The 16,161-nt window shown below is 65.0% G+C and carries 19 protein-coding genes and 1 riboswitch; of the genes, 8 read left to right on the forward strand and 11 right to left on the reverse strand.

The annotated features are described in order from the left end of the window. Positions 1-50 precede the first annotated feature (50 nt). Genes D8676_RS18100 through D8676_RS18110 form a run of 3 tightly spaced genes read right to left on the reverse strand, consistent with a single transcriptional unit; the run spans position 51 to position 1,913 of the window. Positions 51-692 carry a glutathione S-transferase family protein gene (locus D8676_RS18100; RefSeq protein WP_121582500.1) on the reverse strand — a complete coding sequence of 214 codons (642 nt, stop codon included), beginning with the start codon at positions 690-692 and terminating at the stop codon, positions 51-53. Positions 693-697: 5 nt separating this feature from the next. Next, on the reverse strand, positions 698-1,240 hold the full coding sequence (gene hpt, locus D8676_RS18105) for a hypoxanthine phosphoribosyltransferase (protein WP_121582501.1): 543 nt from the start codon (positions 1,238-1,240) through the stop codon (positions 698-700). Between the two features lie 10 nt (positions 1,241-1,250). Beyond that, positions 1,251-1,913: a hypothetical protein gene (locus D8676_RS18110; protein ID WP_348629021.1), complete on the reverse strand. Its 663-nt coding sequence runs from the start codon at positions 1,911-1,913 to the stop codon at positions 1,251-1,253. A gap of 185 nt (positions 1,914-2,098) precedes the next feature. Here D8676_RS18110 and ftsE point away from each other — a divergent pair, with 185 nt between their 5' ends. The 4 genes from ftsE to D8676_RS18130 all read left to right on the forward strand — a co-directional run bounded on the left by ftsE (position 2,099) and on the right by D8676_RS18130 (position 5,437). Beyond that, positions 2,099-2,758, forward strand: a complete 660-nt coding sequence (ftsE, locus tag D8676_RS18115) for a cell division ATP-binding protein FtsE (protein ID WP_121582503.1) — start codon at positions 2,099-2,101, stop codon at positions 2,756-2,758. Next, a complete protein-coding gene (locus D8676_RS18120) occupies positions 2,751-3,740 on the forward strand; it encodes an ABC transporter permease (protein ID WP_121582504.1) in 990 nt (329 codons plus the stop codon). The genes ftsE and D8676_RS18120 overlap by 8 nt, the downstream gene beginning before the upstream one ends. Before the next feature lie 209 nt (positions 3,741-3,949). Next, entirely contained in the window at positions 3,950-4,555 is a 606-nt protein-coding gene (locus D8676_RS18125; protein WP_245426904.1) for a YdcF family protein, read from the forward strand. A 78-nt stretch (positions 4,556-4,633) separates the two neighbouring features. Continuing rightward, on the forward strand, positions 4,634-5,437 hold the full coding sequence (locus tag D8676_RS18130) for a 1-acyl-sn-glycerol-3-phosphate acyltransferase (protein ID WP_121582506.1): 804 nt from the start codon (positions 4,634-4,636) through the stop codon (positions 5,435-5,437). A 36-nt stretch (positions 5,438-5,473) separates the two neighbouring features. Here D8676_RS18130 and D8676_RS18135 read toward each other — a convergent pair whose 3' ends face one another. Both D8676_RS18135 and D8676_RS18140 read right to left on the reverse strand, forming a co-directional pair. Continuing rightward, a complete protein-coding gene (locus tag D8676_RS18135; RefSeq protein WP_121582507.1) occupies positions 5,474-6,421 on the reverse strand; it encodes an aldo/keto reductase in 948 nt (315 codons plus the stop codon). Positions 6,422-6,541: 120 nt separating this feature from the next. Then, the gene (locus tag D8676_RS18140; RefSeq protein ID WP_121582508.1) at positions 6,542-7,057 is read right to left on the reverse strand and encodes a gamma-glutamylcyclotransferase; all 516 of its coding nucleotides are present in this window, start codon (positions 7,055-7,057) and stop codon (positions 6,542-6,544) included. A gap of 109 nt (positions 7,058-7,166) precedes the next feature. Here D8676_RS18140 and D8676_RS18145 point away from each other — a divergent pair, with 109 nt between their 5' ends. Beyond that, the gene (locus D8676_RS18145; RefSeq protein ID WP_121582509.1) at positions 7,167-8,150 is read left to right on the forward strand and encodes a DUF2125 domain-containing protein; all 984 of its coding nucleotides are present in this window, start codon (positions 7,167-7,169) and stop codon (positions 8,148-8,150) included. A gap of 66 nt (positions 8,151-8,216) precedes the next feature. Here the strand turns inward: D8676_RS18145 and D8676_RS18150 are convergent, their stop codons facing one another. Together D8676_RS18150 and hisC are read right to left on the reverse strand one after the other, a co-directional pair. Continuing rightward, complete coding sequence (locus D8676_RS18150) at positions 8,217-9,149, reverse strand: prephenate/arogenate dehydrogenase family protein (RefSeq protein WP_121582510.1); 933 nt, start codon at positions 9,147-9,149, stop codon at positions 8,217-8,219. Positions 9,150-9,153: 4 nt separating this feature from the next. Then, positions 9,154-10,263 carry a histidinol-phosphate transaminase gene (gene hisC / locus D8676_RS18155; RefSeq protein ID WP_121582511.1) on the reverse strand — a complete coding sequence of 370 codons (1,110 nt, stop codon included), beginning with the start codon at positions 10,261-10,263 and terminating at the stop codon, positions 9,154-9,156. 132 nt (positions 10,264-10,395) lie between these two features. Continuing rightward, a riboswitch (SAM riboswitch) is annotated at positions 10,396-10,473 on the forward strand. A 48-nt stretch (positions 10,474-10,521) separates the two neighbouring features. Between hisC and metA the strand changes: the two genes are divergently transcribed. Continuing rightward, positions 10,522-11,460, forward strand: coding sequence for a homoserine O-succinyltransferase (metA, locus tag D8676_RS18160; protein ID WP_121582512.1), 939 nt, complete (start codon positions 10,522-10,524; stop codon positions 11,458-11,460). A 4-nt stretch (positions 11,461-11,464) separates the two neighbouring features. On the opposite strand, the gene D8676_RS18165 is transcribed toward metA, so the two are convergent. Both D8676_RS18165 and D8676_RS18170 read right to left on the reverse strand, forming a co-directional pair. Then, on the reverse strand, positions 11,465-11,869 hold the full coding sequence (locus tag D8676_RS18165) for a cupin (protein ID WP_121582513.1): 405 nt from the start codon (positions 11,867-11,869) through the stop codon (positions 11,465-11,467). Positions 11,870-11,954: 85 nt separating this feature from the next. Further along, positions 11,955-12,755 (reverse strand): DUF1194 domain-containing protein, encoded by an 801-nt coding sequence (locus D8676_RS18170; RefSeq protein ID WP_121582514.1) that lies wholly within the window; start codon positions 12,753-12,755, stop codon positions 11,955-11,957. A gap of 146 nt (positions 12,756-12,901) precedes the next feature. On the opposite strand from D8676_RS18170, the gene D8676_RS18175 reads away from it, so the two are divergent. Then, entirely contained in the window at positions 12,902-14,002 is a 1,101-nt protein-coding gene (locus D8676_RS18175; RefSeq protein WP_121582515.1) for a 3-oxoacyl-[acyl-carrier-protein] synthase III C-terminal domain-containing protein, read from the forward strand. Here D8676_RS18175 and D8676_RS18180 read toward each other — a convergent pair. Continuing rightward, the gene (locus D8676_RS18180) at positions 13,978-14,514 is read right to left on the reverse strand and encodes an isoprenylcysteine carboxylmethyltransferase family protein (protein ID WP_121582516.1); all 537 of its coding nucleotides are present in this window, start codon (positions 14,512-14,514) and stop codon (positions 13,978-13,980) included. The two genes, D8676_RS18175 and D8676_RS18180, sit on opposite strands and share 25 nt — an antisense overlap. Then, on the reverse strand, positions 14,496-15,290 hold the full coding sequence (locus tag D8676_RS18185) for a class I SAM-dependent methyltransferase (RefSeq protein WP_121582517.1): 795 nt from the start codon (positions 15,288-15,290) through the stop codon (positions 14,496-14,498). The genes D8676_RS18180 and D8676_RS18185 overlap by 19 nt, the downstream gene beginning before the upstream one ends. Before the next feature lie 107 nt (positions 15,291-15,397). Here D8676_RS18185 and gloB point away from each other — a divergent pair, with 107 nt between their 5' ends. After that, on the forward strand, positions 15,398-16,159 hold the full coding sequence (gene gloB, locus D8676_RS18190; RefSeq protein WP_121582518.1) for a hydroxyacylglutathione hydrolase: 762 nt from the start codon (positions 15,398-15,400) through the stop codon (positions 16,157-16,159). Positions 16,160-16,161 lie beyond the last annotated feature (2 nt).

The raw sequence follows: 16,161 nt of genomic DNA on the forward strand, positions 1-16,161 counted from the left end.
ATGCAGGGATACCTGCTGCGCGGCAGCCTCGCCACGCAAGTTTCGATAATTCAGGGCGACGGCAGGCCCGGGTCGCTCTTGCGCAGAGACGGCCAATCCGAGAACGCGGTCCACCATTCCGCCAGCTTGGGATGGCGGCTGAGTTCGGCGTTGCCCTCCTCCGCGGCGGTGAAATAGGCGATCATCGCGCCGAGATGCAGGTCGGCAAGCGACAGGGCGTCGCCTACGAGGAAACGCCCGCCGGTCGCCAGACCGTCCAGCGCAGCGAGCACGCGGGCCGATGTCTCGACACCTTCCGCGATCGTCGCCTCATCTCCCGTCCCGCCTGAAGCCGGCCTGAACACGCGTTGCGCGAAGACTTGCCGAACCATAGGCCAGTAGCCGTAGGAATCCGCGACGGCGATGATCTGGTTCATGCGCGCCCGTTTTTCCGGCTCGACGGGCTGAAGCAAGATGCCAGCGAAGGCCTCATCGATGTAACGGGTGATCGCCGTCGTCTCGTAGAGCACGAAGCCGTCATGAACCAGCGTCGGCACGCGGCCGAAGGGATTAAGCGCGAGATAAGCGTCGGGGATTGGCTCGTCGAAGGGATCGACCTCGACATGGGTCCAGTCGAGATCCTTCTCGATCAGCGTCATCGCGGCGATGCGCAGATAGACGCTGTAGCGATAGCCGTGCAGTTCGAGGATCATGCTCCTCAGGCGTCGCCCTTGACGATGCCGACGAAGGGCAGCTCGCGGAAGGCATGCGCCACGTCCATACCGTAGCCGACGACGAAGTAGTCCGGGCACTGGAAGCCGACATAATCGGCGTCGAGGGTCGTCTGGCGGCGCATGTACTTGTCAAGCAGCACGGCGATCGAGCAGCTTTTGGCGCCGCGCGACAGCATCAGCTCGCGCGTGAACTTCAGCGTCTTGCCCGATTCCAGTATGTCGTCGATCAGGAGCACGTCGCGGCCTGCGACCTCATTGTCGATGTCGCGCAGCACCCGCACCTCGCCGCTGCTCGTGCCTGCGCCATAGCTGGAGATGAAGATGAACTCGACCTCCGGCGACAGGCCGACATCGTGCATGGCGCGAATGAGGTCTGCAGCGAAGATGAAGGAACCCTTGAGGATCGAGATGACCAGCAGGTCGTGATAGTCCTTGCCGGCGATCTCCTTGGCGAGTTCCAGATTGCGCCGCGCGATGGCTGATGCGGAGAACAGGACCTCGATCTCCTTGCCCCTGACAACCGGCATTGATGCACTCCTACTCCGCGAAGGCGACCGAAACGGTCTTCACTCCGTTCTTAGGGACATCGAGACGGCTGGAAAAGGCGAATGTTTCGCCGGGCGACAAAGGACGGCCCGATGTCCCCAGCCTGTAGCGGGTGATGATGCCGTCATTGCCGGTGACGGCTATCTCCAGCGCGGGCAGATGCTCCGTCGCCGTGCCGTCATTCGCCGCCTCGCCATCGACGAGCAGGATGGCCTTCGCCCCGGACGTGTCGACGCGGGACGTGACGCCGGAGATGCGCAGCGCGCTTCGCGGCGCCTCGGTTGCCGCGAACTGACCGCCGCGCACCAGCGTGTAGCCACCGGAAACCCAGAAGGAGGCGAGCACGAGGCCGAGGCCCACCGTCCAGAAGAGCGGCCCGCCACGGGCAGGTTTCCGGGGCGCGGCTGATGGTTCCGGCCGGCGCAGCATGTCCATGCCGCCGGCTGGCGGGGCGGCCGATCCGATAGACGGCGCCGGCTCCTGCGATTTCAGGCTTTCGGAGGATTTCGATTCGGCACGCGGCGGCTCGGAAGGAAGGCTTATGTATTCGGCGTCGATGACGTCGCCGGCCGGCGACGCGCTGCCGGCCGCACCTTCCGGCGAGTCGGTCATGATTTCGCCCGAAACGGCGCGTGGCTTCGACCCGTCAGCCATCAGCCGGCCATCCTTTCGAACCCCGAGTCATCTGCAGGTAGACCGAAATGGTTAACGCTTCGCGACCAACCCGTCTCCAAGGCCCAAAATTAACCGATGATTAACCATACGGGACCAATGGTCGATCCTAGCCGAACGGCCGAAATCATGAAATTGGCGAAGCCGCAATCGAGGTTATCCAGCACTTGATCCGCTTTGAAAATGTCGGGCTGCGGTATGGGATGGGCGCGGAAATCCTGCGCGACCTGTCCTTCGACATACCCGCGCGCTCGTTTCAGTTCCTGAGCGGACCGTCGGGGGCCGGCAAGACGACGCTGCTGCGCCTCCTCTTCCTGTCGCTGAAGCCGACACGCGGCCTCATTTCGGTGTTCGGCAAGGACCGCGCGCGGATCAGCCGGCGCGAACTGCCCTACATCCGCAGACGCATCGGCGTCGTGTTCCAGGACTTCCGCCTGCTCGACCACATGACGACCTACGAGAACGTGGCCCTGCCCCTGCGCGTGCGCGGGCGGGAGGAGGCGAGCTACAGGAACGACGTGACCGAGCTTCTCAAATGGGTGGGGCTCGGCGAGCGCATGCATGTGCTGCCGCCGGTGCTGTCGGGCGGCGAGAAGCAGCGCGCGGCAATCGCGCGCGCCCTGATCGAACAGCCGGAGATCCTGCTTGCCGATGAGCCGACCGGCAACGTCGACCCGCCGCTGGCGCGCCGGCTCTTGCGACTCTTCATCGAGCTCAACCGGCTGGGTACGGCGGTGGTGATCGCCACCCACGATCTCGGCCTCATGGAACAGGTCGACGCCAGGCGCATGATTCTGTCCGGCGGAAGGCTCGATATCTATGACTGAGACGGTTTCCGGCGCGAGCTTCACCGAAGACGGCATCGCCGACGAGGCCGACACGCTGCCGCGTGCCCAGCGCCGCACGGCGCCGATCGTGCCGGCGCAGAACGTCGCCGGACGGGCCCTGGTGTCGGTCATCGCCATCATGACCTTCCTGTCCTGCCTGACGCTCGGCGCCGTCACGCTGGTGCGCGATACGGCTTCCATGTGGGAAAGCCAGATCTCGCGCGAGGCGACGATCCAGATCAAGCCGGGTGAGGGCCTGGACATGGAAGCCGCGCTCGAGCGCGCCGCCGAGATCGCCAGCGGCTTCCCGGGCATCACCGGCACGCGCATCGTCGACCGCGAAGCGACCGCCAGGCTGCTGGCGCCCTGGCTGGGCAGCGGCCTCAACATCGACGAGCTGCCGGTTCCCAGGCTGGTGATCGTGACCATCAACGAAGACTACCCGCCGAATTTCGCGCGGCTGCGCGAGACGATCACGGCCGAGGTGCCGCAGGCCTCGCTCGACGACCACCGCACCTGGGTCGACCGGCTGGTGACCATGGCGCGCACCACGGTGACGATCGGCATTGCGGCGCTTGCGCTGATGCTGACGGCGACGGTGCTGTCGGTGGTGTTCGCGACGCGCGGCGCCATGGCCGGCAACGGCCACATCATCGAGGTGCTGCATTTCGTCGGCGCCGAGGCGCGCTTCATAGCGAAAGAATTCCGGCGGCATTTTCTGGTCACCGGCATGAAGGGGGCGGCGGGTGGCGGCATCGCCGCCATCGTGGTCTTCATCGTGGTGTCCTTCTGGTCGGCGCGCAACCTGGCGACGCCTCAGGCCGACCAGGCGACGGCGCTGTTCGGCAATTTCGCCATCGGGGCAAGCGGCTATGCCGGCGTGGCGCTGATCGTGCTCCTGGTCGGCGTGCTGACCGCGGCCACCTCGCACGTCACCGTCGTCGCCTATCTGACAGACATCGAGACCCGCCAGACGGATTAGCGAGCGATGTTCGATCTGCCCGATTGCGCCATGGATAACCGGACGATGCTCCTACACATCGCCGCAATTCGGCGCTACTCATGCTGGCGATGAAGGGACATCATCTCGACGAAGCGTCCGGCGCGGGGCCCGGGCGCGGCTTTGAGGCGTCCGCGCGGAAGCGTCGGCTGCCCGGTTCCCTGCGCGCGGCCGGCTTCGCGATCCTCGGCATGGTCCTGGTGTTCGTCGGCGGCTTCGCGCTCTTCGCCACCCATGTCAGTCGGCTGTCGACGCCCGAGGACCCTCCCGTGGCAGACGCCATCATCGTGCTGACGGGTGGCCAGGCGCGGCTCGACGCGGCGATCGGGCTGCTGAAGCTCGGCAAGGGCGAGCGGCTGCTGATCAGCGGCGTGCATCCCTCGACGAGCAGCGGGATGCTGCAGGCGGCGACGGGCGGCGACAAGGCGCTGTTCTCCTGCTGCGTGGACATCGACCGGGCCGCGCTCGACACCGTCGGCAATGCCGAGGAGAGCGTCAAATGGGTGCGCACGCACGCCTACGGCCGGGTGATCCTCGTCACCAACAACTACCACATGCCGCGCAGCCTGCTGGAGTTGGGCAGATTGCTCGACAGGGAGGAGTTAGAGCCCTACCCCGTCGTCAACGCCAACCTCGAGAATGGCGGCTGGATGGTGAGGCCGGACGCGCTTCGCGTGCTGTTCACCGAATACAACAAGTACCTCGTGGCGCTGGCGCGCGGCGTGGTGCCATCTCATCCAGCCGACAGCGTCCCGGTGATCAACGCTTCCGCGGCCGCGCAATCCCAACAGAATTAGACGGCGCGGCTGAACGGCGTTTCCCTTTGCGCGCGACTGGTGTAACCAACAGCCGCTTCATCACCGGGCTCCGCGCGCATGCTCTACATCCGTTCGCTGGCGTTCAATTTCGTCTTCTACGTCAGCCTGATCGTCCAGATGATCGTCTGGAGCCCGCTTTATTTCCTGTCGCCGCGCCACAAGGCTTGGTTCGTACCGAAGTTCTGGGCGCGCAGCAGCCTGTGGCTGCACGCGAACATCGCAGGCACTAGGAACAGGATAACGGGCACGGAGAACCTGCCGGAAGGCTCCTTCATCCTGGCGCCGAAGCACCAGTCCTTCTGGGACGCGATCGCCTTCTTTCCCTATCTCGACGACCCGATCTATATCCTCAAGCGCGAGCTGACCTGGATACCCTTTTTCGGCTGGTACATCCTGAAGATGCGCATGATCCCGGTCGATCGCGGCAGCCGCGCCAGGGCTTTGAAGGCGGTGGTGGCGGCGACCAAGGAAGAGCTGGAGCGCAATCCGCGCCAGCTGATCATCTATCCCGAGGGCACGCGGCGCGCGCCGGGCGACGAGCCTGCCTACAAATACGGCATCGTCGAGCTCTATGCGCAGCTCGGCCTGCCGGTGGTGCCGGTGGCGCATGTCGCCGGCCTCTACTGGCCGCGCCGGAAATTCCTGCGCTATCCAGGCACCATCCACGCCCGTTTCCTGCCGCCGATCCCGCCAGGGCTCGGCAAGGACGAGTTCATGCGGCGACTGATATCGGAGACGGAGGCCGGCTGCGACGAGCTTCTGGTCGAGGCAGCACGAACCGACAGTCCGCCGCTTCCGCCGACGGCAGTGAAAAGGCTGCGGGAGCTCGGCGCATTGCCGTCCGAGCCCCTGAGCAGTTAGCGGAAAAACGGAACCTCTCTAAGCAATGCCGCGAAGCTACGCGCTGGCTTGATCGAGGTCCCTGATGTCGGCGGCCTTGAGCTGCAGCGATGCCGCCCGGATCAGGCTGTCGGTCTGCTCGACGGACGTGGCGCTGGCGATCGGCGCAGTGACGCCGGGGCGTGCGATGACCCAGGCGAGCGCAACTTCCGCCTGCGTCGCCCCGTGACGCGCGGACACCGCGTCGAGCGCGGCGAGGATACGCTTTCCCCGCGCGTCCAGATAATTGCCAATGCCGCCGCCGCGCGGACTTTTGCCGAGATCGGCCTCGCTGCGATACTTGCCGGACAGGAAGCCCTTGGCGAGAGAGAAGTATGTGATGACGCCGATCTCCTCCCTGACGCAAAGGTCGCGCAAGGCTCCGTCGAAGCTCGACCGGTCGTAGAGATTGTATTCGGGCTGAAGCACCTCGTAGCGCGGCAGTTTTCTCTGGCTCGCCACCTTGAGCGCCGCTTCGAGGCGGCCGGCATCGAGGTTGGAGGCGCCGCACCAGCGGATCTTTCCCTGCTCGATCAGCCGCTGATAGGCACCGAGCGTTTCGTCATAGGGCACGGTGTCGTCCGCCCAATGCGAGAGGTAGAGGTCGATAGCGTCGACCTGCAGGCGTTTCAGCGAATCCTCGACGGCCCGGGCGATGTAGGCGGCCGAAAGGTCCTTCTTGCCCTGCCCCATGTCTGAGCCCACCTTGGTGATGACGACGACACGGTCGCGGTTTTTCCGGCTCTTCATCCATTTGCCGATGATGGTCTCCGATTCGCCGCCCTTGTTGCCGTCGACCCAGCGCGAATACGAATCTGCGGTGTCGATGGCATTCAGCCCGGCATCGAGGAAACGGTCGAGAATGTCGAACGAGGTCTTCTCGTCGGCGGTCCAGCCGAACACGTTACCGCCCAGCACCAGCGGAGCGATATCGAGGTCGGTTCTACCCAGGCGGCGTTTCTGCAAGGCACTTCTCCGTAGTCTGTCCAACCGGCCGACATGCGGCCGGCGGCACCCTAGTCCGCGGCCCTGCCGAGTTCAAATCACGCGCCTGAACAATCCACTCGCCAGAAAGTGACTTGCCTGTCACGAGACGAGCCGGCCGACCTCTTCCAGCCAGTGGTCGCGAATCCCGAGCGCCTTCAGGTGGGCGACGGTGTTGAGCACATATTCCTCGTTGGGACCGGCCTGGCCGACCGCGCCGGACACGATTCTTGCCGCCGCAACTTCGTCGAGGCTTCCGGCATACTGCTCATGCGTCCGGTCGACGACATAGGCGACGGCGACCGCGCTCTCGCCGCTTTCCAGCCTGATCGGCAGCATGCGCTCGAGATAGACGCTGGTGATGAGTTCGCGGTCGCGCAGATAGGCGAGCGCCTCGTCGCGCAGTTCATGCGGCACGCGGAAGGCCATGCCGACGCAAGATCCGCCCCGATCGAGCCCGAGCACCAGGCCCGGTCTGTCACGCGTGCCGCGATAGATGTGGGACGTGACGCAGAGCGAACGGCGGAACCCGTGCAGGCGCGCGCGCTGCGTCTGCGTATGCGCGAAGCCCGGGCGCCACATCAGCGAGCCATAGCCAAAAACCCAAAAATCGCCCATATCGCCAAGCCAATGTCTGTTGCGCCACGATGGCGCAGAGGAAACGACTAGCGCATGATCGCCGAAAGGTTGAGGCCTTTCGCGTTGGAACGGGGCGACAGGGGGAACAATGACGGCGACAGATCGAAAGCCACCGAACTACGGCCGGCGCATCCTGTGGCTTGGCGTCTTCGTCGTCGTCCTGTTCGGCGGCTACAGCGCCGGCTGGTTCTATCTCGCTGACCGGCTGGTGACAAACGCCAGGGCGGCGATCGCCGAGGCCAATCGGGACGGCGTGACGGTCGAATGCGACAATCCGATCGCGCGCGGCTTTCCGTTCCGGCTCGGCGTCTATTGCGACCGCATCGCCTATGCCAATGCCGTGGAGGCGCTTGGCCTGACCGCTGGAAACCTGAGAACGGCCGGACAAATCTATGATCCGACGCGTTTTATCGCTGAGCTCGACGGGCCGGCGACGGTCGCGACGCCGCGCAACGGCATGCTCAATCTCGACTGGGAAAAGCTGCGCGCCAGCGTGCGCTGGGCAAGGCCGCTGCCCGAGCGCGTGTCGCTCGAAGGGGGAGGGCTCGCGGCGACCACCGCGACGGGTACGCCGCTTGCCACCATCGGCGCCTTCGAGGCGCATATGCGCCCCAACGGCCAGGATTTGGACCTGGCGAGCAGCTTCGAAGACCTCGCCCTCGACCCGGCGCTGGTGGAGGGGCGTACCCTGCCGGCCCTGTCGGGCCAGTCGGACCTCACGATCAACGGCGGCGCCGACCTGCGCAGCGTCCGCCTGGAGAACCTGCGGGGCCGCTCGGGCACGATCCGCAACGCCGAATTGTCGGTCGACGGAAAGTCGGGGGTTACCGTCAACGGCACGTTCTCGTTCAGCGAGGACGGACTTCTCGATGCCGACCTGAAGCTGACGGTGCGCGATCCCAACGGCCTGTCCGCCGTCCTGTCGAAAGCTTTCCCGGAGAAACGCAGGGAGATACGCAACGTGACGTCGGCGCTCACCTTCATGGGCAACGATCCAACGCTGCCGCTGCTGATCGAACGCGGCGAGGCAAGGCTCGCCTTCTTCACGATCGCCGAGATACCGCCGATCTGAGCGGTTCCAGATAGGGCGTCCTGCAAGGCCCCGTCGGCGGCGAGCCCTGAAGAATACCCGGCGAAGCTAGCTCTTCGGGTGCTCGACGGCCTGGCGGCCAAAGTCGGGCGCGTCGATGTCCTGGCCGGCCTCGATGATCGAGCGGCGGACCGCCCGCGTACGGGTGAAGAGGTCGAACAGCTTGTCCCCCTCCCCCCAGCGGATCGCCCGCTGCAGCGATGCCAGGTCTTCGGAAAAACGCGCCAGCATCTCGAGGATGGCGTCCTTGTTGTGCAGGCAGACGTCGCGCCACATGGTCGGGTCCGAAGCCGCCAGACGGGTGAAATCGCGGAAACCCGAGGCGGAATATTTGATCACCTCGGACTTGGTCACCGTCTCCAGATCGTCCGCCGTGCCGACGATGTTGTAGGCGATGATGTGCGGCAGGTGAGAGACGATGGCGAGCGTCCTGTCATGATGCTCGGCGTCCATAGTGTCGATGTTGGAGCCGCAGCGCCGCCAGAACTCGGACAGCTTTTCCAGCGCGGCCGGATCGGTGCCGGGCAGCGGCGTGAAGATGCACCAGCGATTTTCGAAAAGTTCGGCAAAGCCCGCATCCGGGCCGGACTTCTCGGTGCCGGCCAGCGGATGGCCTGGGATGAAATGCACGCCTTCCGGCACGTGCGGCTGCATCTGTGCAATCACCGAAGACTTGGTCGAGCCGACGTCGGTGAGGATCGCGCCCTTTTTCAAGGCGGGTGCGATCTCCTTCGCCACCGCCTCCGACGAGCCTACCGGCACGGAGACGATGACCAGGTCGGCATCCTTCACCGCCTCCGCCGCATCGGTGGTGTAGCTGTCGCCCAGTGCCAGTTCCCCGGCGCGGGCCAGCGTCTCCTCGCTGCGCGTGGAGATGGCGATGTGACGGGCGATGTTCTCGCGGCGCACGACACGGGCGAGCGACGAGCCGATGAGGCCGATGCCGACCAGCGCGATTCTGTCGAAGAGAGGTTCGGCCATGACGTCAGCTTTTCAGAAAATCGGCAAGTGCTGCGACCACGCCGCGGTTGGCTTCCTCGGTGCCGACCGTCATCCGCAACGCGTTGGGAAAGCCGTAGGCCGCGACGCGGCGCAGGATATAGCCTCGTTCCGAAAGCCAGGCGTCGGCCCTGGCCGCCGAATGCTTCTCGGCCTCCGGGAAGTGGATCAGGATGAAATTGCCGACGCTCGGCGTGACGCGCAGGCCAAGCTTCGGCAATTCCCCGGCAAGCCACGAGAGCCAGCGCTCGTTGTGCGCGACGGTGCGCTCGACATGCGCCCGGTCGCCCATCGCGGCAATGCCCGCCTCGATGGCGGCGGCGTTGACGTTGAAGGGGCCGCGCATGCGGTTGATGGCGTCGACGATGTGGGCAGGCCCGTACATCCAGCCGATGCGCAGGCCGCCGAGGCCGTGGATCTTGGAGAAGGTGCGCGTCATCACCACGTTCTGCGCGTTGCCGACGAGTTCGACGCCCGCTTCGTAATCGTTGCGGCGGACATATTCGGCATAGGCTGCGTCAAGCACCAGGAGCACATGCTTCGGCAGGCTGGCGTGCAGGCGGCGGACCTCCTCGAACGGCAGGTAGGTGCCGGTCGGGTTGTTGGGGTTGGCGAGGAAGACGATCTTCGTCTTCGCCGTCACCGCGGCGAGGATGGCGTCGACGTCGGCGCGTTCCTCTGTCTCCCTGACCGAGACCGGAACGGCGCCCGCGGCTTGGATGTAGATCTTGTAGACCAGGAAGCCGTGCTCGGTGAAGATCGCCTCGTCACCCGGCGATAGATAGGTCTGGGCGAGCAGGCCGAGGATTTCGTCGGACCCGTTCGAGCAGACGATGTTGGCTGGATTGAGCCCGTGCGCCTGGCCGATCGCCTCGCGCAGCCTGGTCGCGGCGCCGTCGGGATAGAACTCCAGCCTGCCCGCGACCTCGCGCACCGCTTCGACGACTTTCGGCGAGGAGCCGAGGGGATTCTCGTTCGACGACAGCTTATGGACCTTGGCAGCGCCGTGTGCAGCGCTCTTGCCGGGCACGTAGGCCTCGATGTCCATGACGCCGGCGCGCGGCTGCGGACGTGAGAGATCGGTTGCCTTGGTCATGATGCAGGTCCGGAAGTGCCTCGAAAGGGAGAATGGCAGCGGAATACAGGCCGCCGCCGCCCTTGTCGAGACTGCCGCCGGGCCTGTACCGTCCACCCCGTTGACGCGGGGGGCGGCGAGGCATAGAAGACAGACTTGGTCCGTGGTGATTTGGCCGGTCGGCTTGCAGCCACGTTAAACAACTCGCTAAAGGGCCGTTTGCACATCGTAACCGGCTTTGCGCGAGCAAAGGCCGGTTTTTTTGTTTTGGAGTTTGCGATGCCGATCAAGATACCCGATCAGCTGCCCGCACACGAAATCCTCGTGCGCGAGGGCGTATCCGTCATGGACGAGCGGACGGCGCTGCGCCAGGACATCCGCCCGCTGCAGATCGGGCTCCTGAACCTGATGCCCAACAAGATCCGCACGGAAACGCAATTCGCACGCCTGATCGGCGCGTCTCCCCTCCAGGTCGAACTGACGCTTGTGCGCATCGGCGGCCACAAGGCGAAGAACACGCCGGAAGAACACCTGATTGCCTTCTACCAGACATGGGAAGAAGTCGCGGACCGCAAGTTCGACGGCTTCATCATCACGGGCGCCCCCATCGAGCTGCTGCCGTTCGAAGAGGTTTCGTACTGGAACGAATTGACGCGCATCCTCGACTGGACGACGACCAACGTTCACTCCTCCTTCTTCATCTGCTGGGGAGCGATGGCGGCCGCCTGGCATTTCCACCGCATCCCCAAATACACGCTCGACAAGAAGGCCTTCGGGGTGTTCCGCCACAGCAACAACGCCCCGGCCTCGCCCTATCTGGCAGGCTTCTCGGACGATTTCGCAATTCCGGTGTCGCGGTGGACGGAAGTGAGGTCTCCCGACATCCGCGCGGTTCAAGGCCTCGAACTGCTCATGGAGTCCGAAGTGACCGGCCCCAGCCTTGTCGCCGAAAGGACCGGCAACCGCCTCTATATGTTCAATCACATCGAGTACGACTCGACGTCATTGAAGGAAGAGTACGATCGCGACGTGGCTGCCGGCACCCAGATCGCGGTGCCGCACGGCTACTATCCGGATGACGACCCGAGCCGACCGCCGCTCAACCGCTGGCGTTCGCACGCCCACCTGCTGTTCGGCAACTGGATCAACCAGGTCTACCAGACGACGTCCTTCGACCTCGAGGGGATCGGCCAGCGCCCTTCCCTCGTGATGTCCTGAGACGCTACTCCGCTCCGAGCAACTCGGCCCTCGCCTGCCGGTTGACCTCCCCATAGGGCGAGGATGCTACATAGACCAGTTCGGTGTCCTCGTCGGTGCGGAAGCTGCCGGGCGTACCGGCCGGCAGGTAGACGACTTCGCCAACCGTCATGGTGACGCTGCGGCCGGCGGAAACGACGGTGCAGACGCCCTTCGTCACCACCAGAACCTCGTCATAGGCGAATTCGAAATTCGTGGTCACGCCCTTTGGCGCACGGAGGAACCCCACGGCCCCGAGCTTGACCTCCGGCATCTCGTCCTCGTTGACCACGTCGGCGAGAGCCACGCCTTCCCATACCATCCAGTCGCGCGCCTCGCCGATCGTGTATTTGCGAACGGCGCGGGGCTGCTTGGCGGCTTGGTTCTGCATCGTTTCACTCCTTGTCCCGATTTGGAGGCGAGGTTCTAGAACCTCAACATTAGTTGAGGTCAACTCCCCCTGAGTGCGCGGGCCCTCACTTGTCCAGTTGCGGATAATAGGGATCCGAGAAGAGCCGCCGCTCGCGCTCTCCACGTTCGCAGTCCATCGGCTCCGTTGCCTCTACGGGAACGGCGCGCTCAGCGATCGGCGCACCGCTGACCTCCAGGATCAGCTTGCGGCGGATGGCGGCGGCGAATTCCGACGCCTGCCTGATCGGCAGGACAAAAGAGCCCGGCCCGCCGACGACGCATTCGGCATAGTAGCGGTCGAGATCGCGCATGGTGGACGACGGCCGGATCAGGATGGGCAGGCCGTTGACGGTGATGCCGTCCATCACCGCCGCATCGCGCGCGAAAACGACAGGGGGGCCCGTGTTGTTCGGTCCGTCGCCGGAGATGTCGATGACCTTGCGGTAGCCGTCGAATGCATTGTCGTCGAAAAGGCCGGCGCCATACGTCAGCGCGCCCGAAATCGACGTGCCGCGGAAGCTGCGCACGGGCCGGCTCTCCAAGAGGGCGGCAAAGGCGTCGGCTGTCTCGGCGCTGTCGATCGCCTGCCAGCGCACCTCGGTCTCGGCGCGCACCGTGCCCGCCCACTCGAAATAGGTGAGAGCGATGCGGCCATGACTGCCCGAGCGCACGGCTTTGACGAAATCGGGATGACGCAGCGCGGCGACATAGCCTGCGCGCTGCAGCGCGAACTCTTCCGAATCCATCGAACGGGAAATGTCGACCGCAAGCACCAGCTCGACATCAACCGGCTCGGCCGCGACCAGAGCGGGCTTGGCCGTCAGCTCACAGCCCAGGCAAAGAAACACACCGAGCAAGGCCATCATCCGGGCACAAGCCTCCCGCACAATGCGACCATGGCAGGTTCGGCAGTGATAGGGGCGAATTGAAGGCCGGCCGCTATATCGGGAAGAAAGCACCGACCAGCAGCGTTGGAAGAGGTCGGGACCTTGCTCGGCGGATCGGAGCAAACATGCTGGCGATCACGGACCATCTCGCTGAAGAAAAGCTGGCACGCCGCGCGGACGGCGTGTCCATCCTGTCGCTCGCCACCGCGGTGCCGGACCATATCGTCACGCAGAAGGAAGTCGCCGAGCGGGCGAGAGCCGTCTGGCCGCAATTCTACAAGCTGGAGCAGCTTTTTGCGAACACCGGCATCGAACGCCGCTACGCCTGCGAACCGGAGGAATGGTATCTGGAGCGGCATGGCTGGGAGGATCGCTCGGACACCTTCTGCCGGCACGCCCTGGACCTTCTGGAACAGGCCGCCAGGGATGCGGTAGCGGCCGCAGGCATCGCAGTCGGCGATATCGACATGCTGATGGTCAACACGATCACCGGCATTGCAGTGCCCAGTCTCGATGCCCGGCTGGCCGAGAAAATGGGTTTCCGCAGTGACGTCGAGCGACTGCCGCTCTTCGGATTCGGCTGCGGCGGCGGGGTGGCCGGCCTGTCGCGCGCCGCGCGGCTGGCGCAATCGATCCCCGGTGCGAACGTTCTCTTCCTGACCGTCGACCTCTGCTCGCTCTGTCTGCGCATCGACGATCCGAGCATCGAGATGTTCGTGTCGGCGGCGCTCTTCGGCGACGGGGCGGTTGGCGTCGTGCTGCGCAGCGAGCCGCAAGGCGGGGTCGACGCTTCGGCTCGGCCGGCCCGGATCGGAGCGACCGGCGAGCACCTCTGGCGCGGCACGGGGCGTATCATGGGCTGGGACATGAAGCATGACGGCTTTGGCGTCGTGTTGTCGCCCGAGCTGCCGGTATTGATGCAGGAGCATCTGGGAGAGGCCCTGGCAGGTTTTCTCGACCGGCATGGGTTGGCGCTCGAGGAATTCGACGGTTTTCTCGTCCATCCCGGCGGACGCAAGGTGCTGGAGACCGCCCGGGACGTGCTGGGGGTGGGCGAGCAGGACCTGCGGCATTCGTGGAGCGTGTTGCGCAACTACGGCAACATGTCTTCCGCAACCGCGCTCTTCGTGCTCGACGAAGCGCTTAGCCGCAGCGCGCGCGGCCGCCATCTGCTGACGGCGTTCGGTCCGGGTTTCTCCGCCTATTTCGCCGTGCTGGAGCTTTGAGCGGCGCGGCGTTCCGAAAGCGCCGCGTCCTCAAGTTCGATCTTGTAGCGGATCACGGCCGTCCATACCGCGGCCATGATGACGCCAAGTGCGAAAGCACCGAAGACGGCGGGCAGGAGCAATGTCTCGGCGATGGTGACCGCGTAATTCGGATGTTTCAGGTAGCGGTACGGGCCGGCTTTCACGACCGGAGCCGTATCCAGCGTGATGATGCGGTGCGTCCAGTAGCGGCCGAGCGTGCCGATCACCCAATAGCGGACAATCTGGAGCAGCAGGAAAAGCGCGAGCAGCGGCCAGATCACCGGTGCATCGGCCGGGATCAGGAAGAAGATGGAGGCGATCCAGGCGAGATGCGCGACGGCGACGACGAAATAGTAGCTGCGTCCCGCCTCCGCCGCGCCCTCGGCGAGCAGCGCCCGCGTATGGCGCTGCGAATGAAGCTCCTCGAGACCGCGCTGGAGAAGCACAAGCAGCGCCGCGACCTGCGGGGGTCCTAGCCAGTCGGCATGCATGGCGGATCACCACCGGCAGGCTTCGAGCCTGCCGCGGCAAACAGATTGCGCGTGGCGGCTCCCTGCGGCGACAGCACCGGCACGAAGACGCGGCGCGAGGCGCGCTTGGCGACAGGCAGGCCTTGATAGAGGCGCTTCTGCGCCTCCACCACGATGACGCCCGAGAAGATCGGCCACAGGCGGCGGCCGGTGCGCTCGAGGATGCCGTGGAAGCGCATCATGAAGCGGCGCTTCGAGGGCGGAAAGAACAGCGCGTCGGCCCAGCTCGACGGCGTGAAATTGGCATCACGCAGCAATTCGTTGAGCTGGCCGCGCGAAAAGGGCCGACCGGTTCCGAAGGGGGTGTGCTCGAAACGCGCCCACACACCGCGCCGGTTGGGAACGACGATGACGACGCGGCCGGCCGGCGACAACACGCGCCAGATCTCCTTCAGCGTCTCGCGCGGGTTCTCGGCATGCTCCAGCGAATGGACGAGCAGCATGCGGTCGATCGAGGAATCGACCAGCGGCAGCTCCTCGTCGAACACCAGCGCCGTCGCGGAAGGTCCGGCGGCGGGCCAGACGACGGCTCCCTGCGTGGCGGGCATGAAGGCGAAGACGCGTTCGGAATCGGCGCCGAACCGGTCAAGCCAGGGCAGCGTGTAGCCGAGCCCAACCAGTCTTTCGTTCGGCAGGTTGGCCCAGACGGAGGAGATCGCCATAGTGATCGAGCGCTCGGCGAGGCGTCCGAGCACCGACGAATAGAACGAACGCAGATTGACGATGTCCGAATTCATGCGGCGGACCCTACTGCATCGGCCCGAAAACCGGAATCGGTTTTCGCCGGGTGACAGCAGGGGTTCGCCGCCCTATGTTCCGCCCGAAAAGATTGGAGTTTCTTCGAATGGTATTGCAGATCGACCAGTTCATGTGCCGGGAAGACAATTTCGGCGTCCTCATCCACGATCCCAAGAGCGGCGAGACGGCGCTGATCGACGCGCCGGAGGAAAGGCCTATCCTGGCCGCGATCGAGCGGACCGGCTGGAAGCCGACCATGATCCTGACGACGCATCACCATCAGGACCATGTCGAGGCTAACCTGGCGCTGAAGGAGCGATTCGGCCTGAAGATCTTCGGACCCAAGGATTCGAAGATACCGGGGATCGACGTCGAGTTGTCGGAGGGCTCAAAGTTCGAGTTTGCCGGACAGCCGGCCGAGATCATCGAGACGCCGGGCCACACGGCCGACCACATCTGCTACTACCTGCCGAAGTCGCATGTCGCCTTCGTGGCCGACACGCTGTTCGCCATGGGCTGCGGCAGGCTCCTGGAAAAGCCGGCATCAGTGATGTTCCAGTCGCTGAAGAAGCTGGTGGCGCTGCCGGCAGCGACCACGCTCTATTGCGGCCATGAATATACGCTGGCCAACGCCCGTTTCGCGCTCACCATCGATCCGACCAACTCGGCGCTGAAGGAACGCGCGGCGAAGGTGGAAAAGCTGCGCGCCGACGGCAAGCCGACGCTGCCGACGACGCTTGCCGAAGAGCTTGCGACCAATCCGTTCATCCGCTGGCACGATCCGGCGATCCGCAAAAATCTCGGCATGGAGAACGCGACCGACGCCGAGGTCTTCGCCGAAATCCGCAAGCGCAAGGACAATTTCTAGGC

It is taken from the genome of Mesorhizobium sp. YM1C-6-2, from assembly GCF_003666685.1.
Classification (GTDB): Bacteria; Pseudomonadota; Alphaproteobacteria; order Rhizobiales; family Rhizobiaceae; genus Mesorhizobium_K.